Source organism: Polymorphobacter megasporae, assembly GCF_018982885.2.
Classification (GTDB): domain Bacteria; phylum Pseudomonadota; class Alphaproteobacteria; order Sphingomonadales; family Sphingomonadaceae; genus Polymorphobacter_B; species Polymorphobacter_B megasporae.
Map to the genome: position 1 here is coordinate 573,731 of NZ_CP081849.1, position 15,482 is coordinate 589,212.

13 protein-coding genes and 1 pseudogene are annotated in these 15,482 nt (G+C 59.9%); 7 read left to right on the forward strand and 7 right to left on the reverse strand.

Annotation, left to right across the window (positions count from 1 at the left end; translation table 11 throughout):
• Positions 1-1,907: 1,907 nt before the first annotated feature.
• The 6 genes and pseudogenes from KTC28_RS23065 to KTC28_RS20935 all read left to right on the forward strand — a co-directional run.
• Positions 1,908-2,240: pseudogene (locus tag KTC28_RS23065) on the forward strand (divalent metal cation transporter); the annotation flags it as partial.
• Positions 2,240-2,506: a divalent metal cation transporter gene (locus KTC28_RS23070; protein WP_255602648.1), complete on the forward strand. Its 267-nt coding sequence runs from the start codon at positions 2,240-2,242 to the stop codon at positions 2,504-2,506. The pseudogene KTC28_RS23065 and the gene KTC28_RS23070, both read left to right, overlap by 1 nt.
• Positions 2,507-2,941: 435 nt before the next feature.
• Positions 2,942-3,682, forward strand: a complete 741-nt coding sequence (locus KTC28_RS20920; protein ID WP_216711429.1) for a Crp/Fnr family transcriptional regulator — start codon at positions 2,942-2,944, stop codon at positions 3,680-3,682.
• Positions 3,683-4,478: 796 nt separating this feature from the next.
• The gene (locus KTC28_RS20925; protein WP_216711430.1) at positions 4,479-4,796 is read left to right on the forward strand and encodes a hypothetical protein; all 318 of its coding nucleotides are present in this window, start codon (positions 4,479-4,481) and stop codon (positions 4,794-4,796) included.
• A gap of 95 nt (positions 4,797-4,891) precedes the next feature.
• Positions 4,892-5,140, forward strand: a complete 249-nt coding sequence (locus tag KTC28_RS20930) for a hypothetical protein (protein ID WP_216711431.1) — start codon at positions 4,892-4,894, stop codon at positions 5,138-5,140.
• Positions 5,141-5,586: 446 nt separating this feature from the next.
• Positions 5,587-5,952 carry an energy transducer TonB gene (locus KTC28_RS20935; RefSeq protein ID WP_223132321.1) on the forward strand — a complete coding sequence of 122 codons (366 nt, stop codon included), beginning with the start codon at positions 5,587-5,589 and terminating at the stop codon, positions 5,950-5,952.
• Positions 5,953-6,669: 717 nt separating this feature from the next.
• Here KTC28_RS20935 and KTC28_RS23075 read toward each other — a convergent pair.
• Positions 6,670-6,852, reverse strand: a complete 183-nt coding sequence (locus KTC28_RS23075) for a hypothetical protein (RefSeq protein ID WP_255602657.1) — start codon at positions 6,850-6,852, stop codon at positions 6,670-6,672.
• Here KTC28_RS23075 and KTC28_RS20940 point away from each other — a divergent pair.
• Positions 6,811-8,406, forward strand: a complete 1,596-nt coding sequence (locus tag KTC28_RS20940) for a BTAD domain-containing putative transcriptional regulator (RefSeq protein ID WP_255602649.1) — start codon at positions 6,811-6,813, stop codon at positions 8,404-8,406. The genes KTC28_RS23075 and KTC28_RS20940 overlap by 42 nt on opposite strands.
• On the opposite strand, the gene KTC28_RS20945 is transcribed toward KTC28_RS20940, so the two are convergent.
• The 6 genes from KTC28_RS20945 to KTC28_RS20970 form a co-directional block, all read right to left on the reverse strand.
• Entirely contained in the window at positions 8,366-10,204 is a 1,839-nt protein-coding gene (locus KTC28_RS20945; protein ID WP_216711434.1) for a YcaO-like family protein, read from the reverse strand. The genes KTC28_RS20940 and KTC28_RS20945 overlap by 41 nt on opposite strands.
• A gap of 85 nt (positions 10,205-10,289) precedes the next feature.
• Positions 10,290-10,643 carry a hypothetical protein gene (locus tag KTC28_RS20950; RefSeq protein WP_216711435.1) on the reverse strand — a complete coding sequence of 118 codons (354 nt, stop codon included), beginning with the start codon at positions 10,641-10,643 and terminating at the stop codon, positions 10,290-10,292.
• A gap of 135 nt (positions 10,644-10,778) precedes the next feature.
• Positions 10,779-11,108: a UrcA family protein gene (locus KTC28_RS20955; RefSeq protein ID WP_216711436.1), complete on the reverse strand. Its 330-nt coding sequence runs from the start codon at positions 11,106-11,108 to the stop codon at positions 10,779-10,781.
• Positions 11,109-11,601: 493 nt separating this feature from the next.
• Positions 11,602-13,626, reverse strand: coding sequence for an AfsR/SARP family transcriptional regulator (locus KTC28_RS20960; RefSeq protein WP_216711437.1), 2,025 nt, complete (start codon positions 13,624-13,626; stop codon positions 11,602-11,604).
• A gap of 102 nt (positions 13,627-13,728) precedes the next feature.
• On the reverse strand, positions 13,729-14,439 hold the full coding sequence (locus KTC28_RS20965) for a PEPxxWA-CTERM sorting domain-containing protein (RefSeq protein ID WP_223132322.1): 711 nt from the start codon (positions 14,437-14,439) through the stop codon (positions 13,729-13,731).
• A 231-nt stretch (positions 14,440-14,670) separates the two neighbouring features.
• Entirely contained in the window at positions 14,671-15,348 is a 678-nt protein-coding gene (locus KTC28_RS20970) for a PEPxxWA-CTERM sorting domain-containing protein (RefSeq protein WP_226895829.1), read from the reverse strand.
• Positions 15,349-15,482: the final 134 nt, after the last annotated feature.

Consider the following 15,482-nt stretch of genomic DNA (forward strand, 5'->3'; position numbering starts at 1 on the left):
TTCATCCAAGCCGCCCACGTTTGTCGCAGAAACTAGGCGAATTTAGGTCGCATCTGCGTCCGACACCGCGCTGTTGGTTGGGGATTAGCGAAGTTTCATCTCGTACCGATGGCACCCGCCTGCGATTCGTCACCTGAAAGATGCTGTAGCGCTCCCCGCGTCTCATGCTCGGTTAAACCACATGACGCATAAAATAACGCGTGACCTTCAAGCCGAACGTGAGCGGCAGCACCGCGAATGACCCGAATCAGCAGCCCATCCAGACTCTGGAAAATTTCATCTTGAGATGGCGGAATATTACGCAGGGGCCGGAACGCTAGAGGCAGAAGCTGGCATCGGCGATCCTCGAATGGTTGGACGTGCCATCTCGTCGCCTTGGTAGGACAGTCTGTAGCGTCTATCACCCTCGCAAGTCGTGGGCACCCCCCGCATCACGGCCCAGACCGCGCGGTGGCCATCAGTACCCCTCACCGCGCGGTCGCCCTTGACGGCTTGCCTTAGGTCCCGCTTTAGTTCTCACAGTCTGGCTGGCTACCGCCGGCTGCCACTCCGCCGCGCACCACCGCCGGAATGCGTTCAGCTGACCGAAATCTGGATCGTCGGCTATCAAGCCATCAAGCGCCGTGGCGGCGGCAATGGTTTCCGGTCCTCGTGACCTAATGCCCCCGCGATCATGGGAGCCGCGCCCACCAACATAACAACCGCCGTCTCTGCGATGCGAGCATCGCCGGAAGTTGACGCCAAGTGCAGGATAACGCTCGACAGAGCGACGATAAGTTGAACCGCGACGGCTACGCGTGCAACTCCATTACTTTACACGATCCGCCAGCCGTTATTCAACAAATCGTTCACCTGTAAAGGCTTATATGTCGGCCTCACGCAACATGACGCGGCCGTGCACAGTCTAAGTGTGAATTCGTCAAGTGCTGATAATGGCAGTCTGGATGGCTATGCGGCCCGGGGGGATAATCGCGGCCGCAAGTGAGCTTAGTGACGCCGAGTACGTGCGTCTGCGAGAGCGATCTTGCTCGCCAGAAATTTCGCCTGTCGCCGTATTAGTCCAATCGAGAGGCCATTTAATTCAAATCTCACCTCAACAGAGCGATCGGGCCCACCGTAACAGATAACCTGCGTTTCTCCCTCTGCCAGCCTGCACCTGGCGCCAGGGATCAGCTCACGGACAATCTCTTGGATACGCGCGAGCTGCTTTTCCCTAGACAAGTGGATTGAATCTCCAAGTTTGAATGTCAATTGAGTGGCGCAAAAGCTGCGAGAAGTCTAATTAACACTTAGACTATCCGCTGCTTTAAGCAGCCGCTGAGCCGTGGTGCGTGCGGCCTCGGCACTTAGTGACGGTGCAACCGTGGCAAAACCGGTTATGACAATCTCGCCGTCAACAACGGTGACATCGAGAGGCGTTGTCGGGTCGTTTTGCATGCGAGGGGCGTCAGCCATGCGCGATGACGACTTATTCTGTCGCTCCTGTCTGTACGAACATGTTCCGACGCGGCTCGGCGACGTCGGCTTCTGACAAGGGGACAACGCCCTCGCGGCCAGTATCGACGTACATACGATCCCGCGATTTGGCAGCGCTCGTCGCAACGATCCCAGATCCTACCAACCGCCGGACGGCTCCAGGGCGCGGGAGATCGTCGGTATAATCCGCGCGTCTGGCATTTAGCTCAGCGACGGCTTCGGGCGGGAAATGTCCGGCATACGCTTTATTGTATGGGGTTGGCGCAGCACCCGCCCCCAAGTCGGTGCGCTTGGTAACAGCGTGGGGGATAGGCTAACCGCGGATCAAATCGTTGATGATGAATAGGAAGCTCCGGCGCAGGAGCCCTTATTGGCCAGCCGCGTCACTGGCGACCGCTTGCTGCTGTCAGCCTCGTTTGTAGACCGACGCAGTGCAAGCCCCACATTCTGCGTTCGCCGCGCTTACACAAGGTAGCGTTTCGGTCCCCAGCAACGCGCCTTGGCGGTGGCGGTTCTTCGCTTTCATTGGGCCCGGTGACCTCGTCGCCGTCGGGTCTATGGACCCGGGGAACTGGGCGACTGATATCGGAAGACGCCTCGGCGTCGCTGCTCGCCTCGATCTCGCTTAGGCCTGCTGCGCATTCTACCCGCGACCTGTCTCGATCGGCTTATGGTCTTGTGTGAGATCGCGATCGTCGCCTGCGATCTCGCCGAGGTGCTTGGCACCGCCATCAAGCTGCATTTGCTGTTTCACCTGCCGCTGGTGACACGTCGGCTCGCCGTTCTCCCAACGGCGATCCTCGTCGCGGCAAAGGGTGATCGCGGCGCAGCCGAACTCGTCATCCTCAGTCAGGGCATCCTCAGCTTGCAACTGCCGTTTGCGGTGGTGCCGCTCGTCTCGTTCACCGGCCGACGCGATGGGATGGATCGCTTCGCCAATCCGCGATGGCTGGCGTGTGCTGCCTGGGCAGCGACCAGTCTGACCGTCGTCCTCAACACAGCGTTGCTTTTGAATCTAGTGCGCCACTGAGCCAGCGCCAGCCGCGCTGTCGCCAGCGACTAGCAGAGAGTAGATCGTAGAGCGGAATAGGCAAAAAAAGATTTACTGCGGTTCCCCGAGGCCGCGCAAGCAATGCCCGAGCCCAGTCGCTGGTCCAAGCTACCCGTCGACTGAAACCGCGCGAGAAGCCGCCGGTCAGCTTAATATGATGAAACGCAGCATAGCCGACGTTCAATGAATCGATAATTGTCTGACATTTTCCGCCCCCAAGAATCACGGCTCGTTAGTAGACTGAATAATTAAATCCGTTGCCTCAATAGATGAACGACTCCGTACATTCATCTGGTGTTAAGCAAATTTAGCGTTTTGAAGCCTTAGCAGGCGGAATTGGGTTACGTCCGGCTTCGTTCCTCCACGTAGCGCTCGAGGTCAGGCGCGGTCGTCATTTCCGAGAAAGCATGAATTATGGATTTTCCTCGAGCCCCTCCCGGCAACCTATTGCTCGCCGCGATGTCTAACGCAGACTCCGCTCTTCTCGCGCCGCATCTACACCGCATCGCGTTGCAGTTGCGGTTCAACCTCGAAACCCCTGGGAGTGTTATTGCGTGGGTCTACTTCCCGGAGGGCGGCATCGTATCTGTGGTTGCAACAGATCTCGACGGCAGAAAGTGCGAGGTCGCCATGTTCGGTCGCGAAGGTATGTCGGGAACCGCCGTTGTGCTTGGCACCGAGATCTCGCCGCATCATGTTTACATGAATATCGCGGGCCTCTCCGGGCTTCGCATATCAAGAACGAATCTTCGTTCGGCAATGCGCGCAAGCGAGACACTGACTGCACTCCTCCTCAGCTATGTACAAACCTTCATGGTGCAGGGAGCCAGCACAGCCCGGGCAGCTGGAGTTCATCTGATCGAACAGCGTATCGCGCGCTACCTGCTAATGTGCCATGACCGCCTTGCGGGCGATGATATTTGCCTGACCCATGGTTCGATATCGACGATGCTCGGCACGCGTCGGGCCGGAGTTACGCGGGCGTTGCAAGGTATCGAGGTCGCAGGGCTTATCGAGCGGCTTCGCGGCCGCATCACTGTAATTGATCGTGCCGGTCTCGAGCAGCTTGCTGGCTCATGCTATGGATATGCCGAGAGCGAATATGGCCGCGTGATTGGCCAAACGCGGCGCCGTGGCGAACCTTTCCGATCGTGAAGGCGGATCGGCGGAAAACGTAACAGACTGTAGGCGAACGAAGGGCGCGTCGTTCAGACCGCTCGGCGTCAAGTTCGCTCGTCACGTTCCGTAGAGTCATAGATGAACCCGTATTGCAGAATTTGGGTCTGCGAACGGTGTAGGGAGGGTGGGATGTCGTTGTTCATTGCGACGCCGTCGCTTCACCATACGGCATCGTCGGCTTGATGGACCGACGAAATCGTTCGACAATCCGGCGTCGAATTGCATGCTTCCGCCACGCCCCCAACGCCCGGCGTCCGCCGCAACGCGTATCTCCATAAAACCGTAACGAAATTCGTCGAAGACTCCTTGCGCCGGTTCGATCGCTGCTCGATGATGATGTCGGGGAAGGGTTGTGCGGCTACACTGAGCAAGGTGAGCCATGTCCCGAATCTTGATCCTAGCGGCGTTGGTCGGTGCCGCGGCCTGCGCACCGAAGGTCTACGCCTTAAAGTCAGACGGTGTGAGTACCGGTGGAGCGGTCCCGCGCGATCGCGTTGGTGAACCGATCCTCGCAATGGTCCGGCCAGTGGCCGACGTTCGCTCGCAACGACCAAACGCGTCGCGCAAATCACGCTAACCGTGGCTGCCGACGCAAGGCGACGACAATCGAGCAATCAGATCTCGACATCAGAACCCCAAAGACCGGCTCGTCGCTCCGTGCTGATCAACGCTCCGCGTCACCCGTCAACTTCTCACTGATCGACGAGCCGCTTGCGCTCCCGCACATATATCGGTCGCGCAGTTACACTCATTGGCCGGCACGCGGGTGGCGGTGGCCGCAGCCCCGCGCGTCATGCCGTTTGAACAGGGCAAGATGTCCGCGGCGCTTCCCCTGCTGCCGGCCAACGAGGCGCTTATAAGAGACCGGCGACAAAGTCAGCAGCTTCGATCCACACTTCAACCATCGCAATTCAAGGTGCGCCCCATGCCAGTCAGTCTGCCAGCCGCGCCGATGAAAGAGGGTGAGGATGCGCAAAATCGCGACAACAAGATCGTGACGGCACTCGACACGTTGGATGCGCAGATCGTCCTTGTTGGATTGCTCGGTGAGATCATCGAGGGGCCGGGCCATTGTCGTAACACGGGGTGAGAAAGACGGGCGGCGTTATGCATTCCATCGGAGCGCGACTACGCTTCGGCGCAATTTCTATAGGAGCTGCCATGTCTAACCACGATGAGACGGCGTTGAGAGCCGCAGCGCTTGTTGCCCGGCGCAAGTCAGCGGTTGCGATCGGTGCGCTGCCGATCTCCGAGAGGGTCGCTCAAGCTTGGCCCGCCGAGCTCGCGGCAACGATTGCAGGGATGAAGGCTGAACGCGAGCGATGCGCGGGGATTGTTGAGTCGCTGATTGGCGAGTCGAACGGACCAGAGACGGACGCAATGTTGGTCACGGCGGCCGAGGCTATCCGGAGCGGCAATAATTACAACGATTAAGATCGGGCATTTGCGAAGTACACAGTTATGGAGCACGCTCGCGTGCCAGCAAATCACAATGAGCTGCTTTCTGAAAGTGGGGAGCCAGCCTCGATCTAGCCGCGCCTGATCGCAGCGTGCGGCCCGGCGACGACTTGTTCGAGCCGACCAGCGGCGCTTACCTGAAGAAGCTCATCATTCCGCCCAACCGACCGGGTCTACGAACACGAGCAGCTAATCATGGCATCGCGCACATTTGACGCTCGATTAACGCTGCGTTCCCCGATCGCTTCACGTCGAAACGATAGCCCTGTCGTATCGGATCCGGATTTCCCGGCCAACCGAACAGGGAGCCTATCATGCAATCCTGCTTTATCAACGCGACCATTGCCGCCGTTCTCTTCGGCGCCGCCGCAACGGCCGAGGCGAGCGAATTGTCGGATTGGGTTGCGACGGTCAACACGCGCGTGAACGCGGTCGCCGTCGCGCCCGATGCTAATGGCCCGGACGCCGGATCAATTGTCATGCGTTTTGTCCGCGGCAGCGACGGCAAGGCAACCGATATCCAGTTCGTTCGTGGCGTCCGCGGCCTGCAGAAGGCGGCGGAAAAGACGCTTCATGGGGCCGGCGTGCTGCCGCCGCTGCCTTCGGGCTTCCCGGCATCGACAACAATTGCGATGAACCTGATTATTTCGCCCTCTGGCGCGACGGGGGCGGCCGCATACAAGTTCGAGCAGCACCGGGCGCTCGCGCTTGCCAGCGCCGCACAGAACAATGCATCGCTCGAGCAGGACACCCTCAGCCAGCTCGCCATGCGAGCGCCGGCGAAGTAAACCAGTGGGGAGACGGGAACAATCGAAACGCCCCGCCCCGCCGCCTCACCCCTCATCATCCACAGCGGTATCCCGCCACCGTGTTAATATGGTTTTGCACCCGATTTCTGAGCGTCAATGCAACCCACCGAAACCCAGAACTCCATTGAACCGATTGTTACACGTTCGTTTCACGCTTGTTTGACGACTACCAAGTAAAACAACAGAAATTTCAAGACGTTAAGGAGGCGACAACGTCCGACCGATGGAGCGTATCGACATCTCTGAACTTGGTTCGGATCTACTTTATAGCCGGCGTGAATTGTTCGGGATGACCGCCTTGGTGACCGCGCGCCGGAGAGGCGATCAATACTCTTGCCTAAAAAACCCGAAACGCACAGTGTTCAGCGGGGCCTTTGACATGACCGAGGCACACTGGGCGCTTCAAGTATGTCACATCTTGCCAACGATGCGCCTGTCCCAATGCTTTACTTGGGCCTCCTCGGAGATTTCCGGGTCGAAGCTGGGTCCGATCATGTCCGACTGCGGGGGCGCAAGGCAAAGGCGATCCTCGCCTATCTTGCCGTGGTTCCCAATCGTCTGGTATCGCGCGACCGTGCCGCCGATCTGCTGTGGAGCGATCGCGGCACCGAACAGGCGCGGGGCAGCCTGCGGCAGATGCTTGCCGAGTTGCGCGCGAGCCCCCGGATCGCGGACGCGATCGTCGTTTCGCGCGAATCAATCGCCTTCGGCGCAAATCTCGTCGTCAGCGATGTCGATGCCATACTCGCCGCGACCGAGAAGCGCGATGCGGTTGCCCTTGCCCATCATATCGCTGGGGTCGGCGAAACGTTTCTCGCCGATCTGTCCGAAGTATCGATGGCCTTTGACGACTGGCTCGCGGTCGAACGCGTCCGGCAACCCGAGCGCGTCGTCGTCGCCGTATGCGCAGGGCTGCCCGACATGATCGGGCGCGCGGCCCCGATACATATTCAGGAGATCCTCCGATCACTCGACCGGCTCGACCCCTGGAACGAAGCAATCGCCCGCCTTGGCTTCTCGGCCGATCATGCGGCGGGAGATATCGCGTCGCTGCATCGGCGGTATCGTCGCCTCTGTGACGGATTGACCAAGGAGTTCGGGGTCGACCCGTCGACCGAGACGCAGACGATGTTCGAGCGGCTGTCGACCATGGGAACTCCTGCCCCGGTCGGCCCCGTGGTCGCCGCACCTTCCGCGAGTGCTGTGTTGCCAACGGTTCTGGTCAGCCCAATCGAGACTATCACCGACGACCGGGTGTCGCGCGACATCGCCGAGGTTCTCACCGACGATATCCGTACCGCGCTCGCGCCGTATCGTGAAATTCGCGTCGTCGCCTTGGCGGCTGACGTCGCAAGCGTGAAAGATACGGTCGCAGACGCGCTGGCTGCTTATGTTCTTACGGGAAAAATTAGGCTGATCGGCGCGCAGATCCGCCTCAACCTGCAGCTTGGCAATATCGCAACCGGCATCATCGTCTGGTCGGACCAACTCAGCGTCGAGCAAACTAATCTATCGACGGCAATCGATGACGTCGTCGCAAAAGCAGTCGGTTCGATTCTCCCGGCGATCGAGTCCGATATCACGTCCATGCCCGAACTCGCCGCATATGCTGGTGCCGACGACATCATTCTTTTCGCCAAGGCTCGACGGTTGATGAGCTTCGATAGGACCCTGCCGGAAATCCAGGCGGCGGCCGCGATGCTCGAAGAGATCGTGGAGCGCAATCCGCGCCACGTTCACGCGACGATCTGGCTTGCAAGGATGTACAATACCGATTTTTGGCAGAAGATTGCTGGCCATGATGTCGCCGCGTTCCGCGCCCGAGCGCTCGATCTGGCGCGCCGCGCCACCGCCTATGAACCGAGCGACGGCCGGTTGCTGTTGCGCCTCTCATGGTGCTACCTGCGGTCCCGGAACTGGCTTCGTGCAGATCGCGGCTTTCGCAAGGCCATCACGCAGATGCTCAACCACGCTGACAGCATGAACGAATGCGCCGCCGGTCTTTGTATCTTAGGGGAGCTCGAAGATGCCGAGCGATACATGCAGCGTGCCTTTGCCCTCAATCCCGCTGCCCCGGCGCATTACCACGCCGACCATGCCGTATTGTTGATGCTCAAGGGCGATGCGCAAGCCGCCGAGGAGCATTTTGAGGTCTGCGGCGAGCGGGGCCTGATGTATCTCGCCGCCCGGCTCGCCAATGCGGCATATCTGCCTGCCTTCGACCAGGCTGAACGCGAGGTCTTGCTCGTCGAATTCACCACGCTGTTTCATGACGCATGGCAGACGGAGCGTGAATTAACGCTCAGCGGCGCGCTAGATTGGGCGAGGGATACGCTACCGTTCAAGCTAGCGGAGCACGCGGCACGGCTTCGCAACGGACTGGAAGCGATGCTCAGCGCAACGTGGCCAGCAAATCTGCGTACAACCCGGTGAGCGGCGGGCGCGGACGCGCCGCGTGACGACGAGCATCGCCTAGTTCGGCAATGAGCAGCCGTGCATCGGCCTGTTTCAACGACGGTATCGTCGTCAGCACCGCTCGATCGATTGAAACTGGCTGTCGGGTACGCGCATGAAACACGTCGAAGCAACGCGACCAGCTTCGCTCGGCGAACGACATCGTCCGGATAATACGTTGCAGTTGCCGCCGTTCCTTGCTTGGCAGGTCGAGCTCAAGAAGGGCCGCCTCGGCGTCGACGAGCGCGATCGTCAGATGCGGATAGCCGATTTCGGCGGGGCCGTGGCTCAGCATGACGGCATCGTCACGCTGGATCATCCTGTCTCTATACGCGGCGTAGATCGTGCCGACCCCGATCATACCATGCCGGTCGAGCTCGGCCGCGCGGATCGCGCCAAGGCTGGCGCCGCCCAAAACCGGCACTCCGAGCGCGATCAGGTCGAGAATTTCCTTGTGCCATACCGTCGGCGCGGTTTCGAAGCAGCCGTCGACGATGCCGACCGCCGGCGGCGGATCGACAAGAAGCGCTGCGATATCGCCGCAACTCAGCGGCGGCCGGACCTCAATCGTGTCGGGCACCCCTTCGGGCGGCAGGCTCGGTCCAATAAACAACAAGGGCCGATGCGAGCGTATCCGAACACGTGCCGGACGCCGACCGCGCTGCAACGTCTCGGAAACTCCGTCCGATGCCTGCCGTTCGAGGTCCTCGAGCCCCGGGGCGAGCGCGTGAACAATGACAAGGTCGGGATGCGGCGGCGTATGCGTGTAGAGCACAAGGGGAAGCGTCGAACGCGAAGCGGCGACCGCCAGCAAATGGTCAAGGTCTTCAGCTGCCCCGCCCGTTGCGCGATGCGGGATATCCGACCATGCTAGTGGCCCGGGTCCGAACGCCAACGTGCCGAAAACAAGCTGGAGTGATTTTTCCGGACCGTTGAGGTAATGCGCAATCGTGAGGTCTTCGCGCGAGCCTGCAACCATAGTGACCCGCGACTGGACGGCCTCAAGCACGGCGCGGATCAGCGCAATAGTGCGGTCGGGGTGGCAACCGGTGCCGGCGGTCGGCGGTAAGCATGCCCCAGTTGGTAAAGCTTCGGAGATCGTACAGCGAAACGCGGCGATGTTCGCGTCCTGCCCCATACTCCATATCCTGAGTGAAAAACGGCGCGATACAATCCGCCGCAGCAAGGCCGCACATATAGGGTCGTCGACGCTCGCGAGATCGAGCTGGCACGCGCGCATTTCTCGCGGCGCGAGATGGCGCAGGGCGGCATGAAGGTCGTGTTCGACCAATTCGCCGACCGCGCCGACCGTTGCCTCGATGATATTATTGCCGGTCGCCAATCCGACCGAGGCGGGCCGAATATCCGGCAATATCGGACGGCAAATGTCCAGGGACAGCAGGTCCCAAGGCAGCAAGGCGCGTCGGTCACTGAGAAGGTCGCGACCCTCGAGCCAGGCGCGCGGGAGGCTCGGATCCAGCCGGGTGCCGTAGGCCCTTCGCGGCGCCGACGACCATAGGTCGATCGTCGCATCGTCGAGCGCGTCGAGGGCCGCGGTTGCTGGCGGCGCGCCCAGTCGCTCCGCTGTATCGATCTCGACTGCTTCGAGCAGCGCCGAGACCATCGCTGCCATGCGCGATAGGCCCTTGCCTTGCGAGACCGACAGCAATCGCGCCATCGGCCGCACTGCCTGGTAAACTGGAATGCCCAAGGGCACGAGCCCGGATACGTCGGCGAGGCGCGACACGCCGGCAACTGCCGCCGCCTGCCGCGCCACGCCGAGTGTCTCCGACAGCGGTCTCGCGCGTCGCTGACCGCTTGGCGCCAGCCAGGCGTTCACGGCGAAGATTGCCGCCGCGCCGTCATTTTTGTGGGTTATTCTCGAAGTTGACGTTGAAATTTACGTCGCCGCCCAGGCCACCGGGCCCACCTTGCGCGAAACCGGAGCGGCCGGTTTGACCGGCGTAGACGACGGTAGGCAAAAGCATGCGGGCCAGTTCAGCCCCGCCCCCTTCCGCCAACAGTGTCGTCGCGCGCAGTGTCCGCGCGGCGATGCTCTGCTCGACGAGGCCGGGGGGAATGCCGTCGCGTCCGGGCGAGAAGGTCGCGATCCGTTCGCAGACCGCGTACGAGGGTTCGCTTCCCGACTTGAGCTCGACCACGAAATATCTCGCGGCGTTATCGCCTGCTTGCTCAGTTTTTGGAGTGTCCGCCATCAGTCATCCTTGAGTTGGATCCGGTCAGATCGAGCTGCAACCAGATGTCTGATATCATGAACGACTGTAAACGATAAGCCGATTGCACATGATGGACGTCGCGATATTGGTCGCGACGTCCATCATCCAGCAGCGTCAGCGGATTGCAATCTGCGTTTCGCGGCCTGTCTGGGTCGTTGCATTCGCCACTGCCACCGTCATCTGACGAGCGGTCGAGACCAGGGCCTGCCGCTTGCACGTTTTGGTCGTCGCCTCGACCGATAGGGGCGCGCCGTAGGTTTCTCCACACACCACGTCGATCGCGCGGGCGACACGATGCTGCAGAGTCGCTTGGCCGGCATTGGATGCGAGGTTGAGGTCGGCGTAGCTGACATGCTGGATCGGGACGGATCCCGTCAGCGGTCCTGCGGCGAGCGACGGAGCCGAAGCCAGAAATGCGAGCGAGAAGAGAGCCGAGTTACGCATTGAATGATCCTTTTAATTATATGTTGCCGGCCACGCTTCGCTGCCTGCCCGTGAAGTGGTCATGCCGGCCAGAGCGTGAGGCGGCCGTTAATGCGCGGGCCGCTTCGCGTGAAAAGTTCGTGAAATGACAGCGAGCACGGCCAAAAGCGGACAGTGCAAGCGACAATGCATTCAAACACAAGCACAGCGATTGTCCGATATCGGGGACTTTTACACGTCTTTATTATAAAGACTCGACGGCTTGCGCTCAGCTGCCGACACTGCCCTCCCGGCAGCCCCACAAGTCGGCTCGTCTCGTCGTTGACCTTACCACCTTCTTATATCTCGTATCCCCGCGGCTCGCGCCGTGCGAATGAACGGCTCCGGAGCGTCCGGTGCTTTTATGCCGCTTCGTTAGTCTCTATGCGCCAAAAGGTCGGAATCTCCATTTGGTTGTCCAGACGCCGGGGTGGACATGGAACAAGGCAGCGCGCTGGAGGGAATCTCTGAAAATTCATGCTGCCGCGTGAGATCGTTCCCAGGAAAATCGTTCAGCGGTTTGACGGCAATCATAGGGCACTGAACCATCGCGACAGAAATCGGGCCATAAATTCGTAGTTCGCCAGATCGCAAGCAGTCCCTGCCTCTGAACAACTCTCATGAAGCGAGGATCTGCACGGACAGACTGCAGTATCTTCCTGAACCAGAAATCACTTTCCTGCTGAGGCGGCATCTGCAGCGCAATATCGAGCGCTGTCGCCGGCCTTCCTAGGAGTGCGAAGTCACTGACGAGTTGAACATCGCTTGTAAATCCGCGACGCCTTTCTTCCACGAGAGCGGCGACGGCATAATCGATGTTGGCCTGCGTCGGCGACGCTCTCGCTCGGAGGAAAGTCCGCCACGACGCCATGTCATCCTTGTTGCCGACAGTCTCGTTTCGATCGTTGAGCATTGCTAAAGCTTCGCGCGGATCACCAAAGCGTGCCGCGGTGGCGAACCGAGCATGCCAGGTGTTGGCGTCGTCCGGCCACGTTTCTCGCATATGATTTATCGCTTCGTTGGCCGCATCGAGTTCACCTGCGTTGGCAAGCGCGCGTACGAGTCGTGCGGTTTTGCCCGGGAAAAGCGGATCGAGCGCAACAGCGCGTTGATTGGCGGCGATGCTATCTTGGACGCGGCCAATTGCGCCCAGATCGATCGCATAGCGGTTATAGAGCTGCGCATTATCCGGCTCGACCTTGAGCCCAGCCTCAATAAGTTTCTCCCGTGGTATCCAATGCTCGATGCCGGGCAATAGAAGCGCTTGCGCGTAATAGGCATTCCCCTCGTGCGGGTCGATCGCAAGCGCGCGCCGCGCTGCGCCTTCGGCCTCGCGCCGCATCGCTTCGGCATTAGCGGGGTCGGCATCTTCGCGCGCATAGGCCAGACTGATTGCGAGGTCTGCCCACGCACCCGCAAACTGCGGCACGCGCGCGGTCACCTGACGGAGCAAAAATGCAACCTGACTTTGGTCGCCGCTGTGGAGATTGCACGCTTCCAGATAGAGGGCGGTCGCTCGCGCATCGACCGCCTCGGGGACACCACGAGTACCGAGCGCACAAACGAGAACCGCCGCTACATTGGTGCTCACTTGCTGTCTGAAACCCGCCATATCGGCAAGCGGCGCTGTATAATCATGCGACCAAAGTATAGCGTTATCGGTGCTATCGCTGACCACAACGACCGCATGCAAATCACCGCCGCCGCTCGCGACATTACCGCTTACACTGAACGCCGCCCTTCGCGAAGCGATGCGGTCGTCGGCAAATTCCAGTGCGCCGTCATGACCGAGCACGGCGCGAGATAGATCGCTCGCTAGATCTTGTGACAGGCGACGTGCAGGCAAATCGCCCGGTGTGACACGGAGAGGCTGGACAACAATAAGACGACGATGCTCCTCCGGTGCGTCCGAGCGCGAGTGGACGAGCGCGATCGATACGAGGGCGGCAAGCGATGCCGCCAGTGGGAAGGCCACCCGCCACCGGCGAGCGGCGGTGAGCGGGCTAAGTGCGGATGACGCAACCGTGATCGGCGCAATGCGTGCGCGATCGTCCTTGGTGGCCTCCACATGCGATTGGCTTTGTCGCTCGCTAACCAGCCAGCGATCAAACCCCGGCGAAATTCCGTCGAGATCAGTTGAAGTCACGGACGCAGCGGTCGCGCCCGAGCAATTCTGCGATGCGACCGCCAAACAGCTTGTATCCAGCCAGACTGAGACACGATCCGCGGCAACTAGCGGATGAGCAGTTCCCATTAGGGGGCGAAGTTCATAGAGAGTCTGACGAAGGCTCTGTCGCGCCTGCTCGTCGCCACGGTCCCCCCACAACAGGGTGATCAAGACTTTTCGTGCCTCGATATGACCGGGCTTGCGCAGCAGATAGAGGATCAGCGCCCGCGCCTTCCGCCCGCGTGGGGTGACGTCGCATCCGTCGGCGGTCATCAGCTTGAGAGCCCCGACCGTCTCGACGGTAAGAATTTTGCCCGGCGGACTTTGGAACATCTCGCGGCACGCCCCCTCGACACACCGATTTACAGCGGAATCATCGAGAGATCGACGAGTGAATCCGCCGCCCATGAATGGGGCCGCGGCGCACCATCCACGCTATCGGGCTGTCAAACGCATATCTGTCGCGCTTTTACGACGCCGAATTGTGGCACCGACGAGGCCGAAACCGCCAACCATCATCGACCAGGACGTGGGCTCGACCACCGAAGCGACATTCGCAAAGATCGGTTTGCCAAAAAGATTCCCCTGCCCATCGCTTGTCCGATCATCGAGTTCGAAATCGTGATCGAGGCCCAAACGGTCTTGAAAGGCACCGTTTGCAGCAGCAATTGGATCAGTGTAAATGGTAATGCCATGTCTGATATGAAATACGCCTCCAATCCCGGCGAATGATCCGTGCAAATACTCGATTATCGGAAAATTTCCTGAACCCAAGTCCACAGTAGTGTCACTGGTCGGCGTTCCGTAGTTAATCTGATTGAACTTCGAGAACACCGTGTTGCCGACGGTGATCGAGAGAGACGCATAGGGATCGTCGGACAGGCTAGTGGCCTTGACGCTCGTGAACTGGACCGCAGACGAGCCATAGAATTTGGCGACGGTCGCGTTGGTTGTGCTCGTGTAGTCCATCAGCTTTTTCGGATCGAACGTCGCCGAATATGAAACGCGGTCGCCCAGCGAAAATGTAGTGCCGTCGTCGCCGTCATATACATCGACCGCGCTCACAATGCCGCTATAGGTAACGTTCACATAATTTGCCTGCGCCCGCGACGCGACAAGCGTCGCAAGAAGCGCTGCGATTCCCAAACAATTACCTACCATGAAAAGCTCCTGCGAATGTTAGGACGGTGAATACCCAGCTGGACAGGTTAAGAAACCGGAGAAAACTGCATAGCGCTGTTATAAATCTAGCATCAGAAGTTAACTAATGAACGGGTATATGGTATATAGACGTCTCCGGCGGAGCGGCCACCTTGAGCTTTGTCTATAAAACCATTGTCATTAGGACTGTCGGACACGGATCGGCTTCGAAGAGCATTAGGTAAAATTTATCGATCGTGTGGAACGGTGGCGCATACCGAGACCGACCACGCCAAACCCGATTATCATCATTGCCCATGTAGCTGGCTCGGGGACCGCTGCAGTAACGGCGTTGAAGCTGTACGACGCGCCTTCGTCGCCGTCGTAGAGCCAAAGAGAGTAGGTACCCGCGCCAAGCGGCCCATTGAAGGTAGTCGCACCTGGGACCGGAAAGCCGGGTGCCGTGGCTTTGCCGATGGCAGGCAATATGTCGGTCCCGACCTGGGCCTGGGTCACGAGCGTCCAACCCAGCAGACCTGCCGCCGAAGTGAACGAGGGATTGACCGAAACATCGGCGCCCGATGCCAATCCAAGGAACATGCTATCGATCCGCGGGTCCGTTATAATCGATGTCCCCGGACCGACCACAAATTTTGTCAGACGTTCGCCGGTGGGAACGATAAACGTCACATAATCCATGTCCTGGTGCGTGCGTTCGCCATGCGGGCCAACACGAGAACCGAACGTGTCGATCACGCCGCTAATCAGATTGGTGCCGCGTGTCAGATCCCCGAGGAGCGTCGGACGATCCGGATCATCCGAGAAGTCGGCCGTCTCAGTGAAGTTCGTGGCGTGCGCGGAGGCAGTAGCCAGCAGCGCTGCAGCGATCGAGGTGATAATGGCGACGCGGAGCATAGCATTCCCCTGTAGTTGCTTGGCGCGGCTAACCGCCCACGGCGATATAGTTAACGATGTGACTGGCTTGTTGCGCGTCAAACACGGCGTCAGAGCGCTGCTGACGCATTTTTGACGGGGAAGAGCCATCGAGC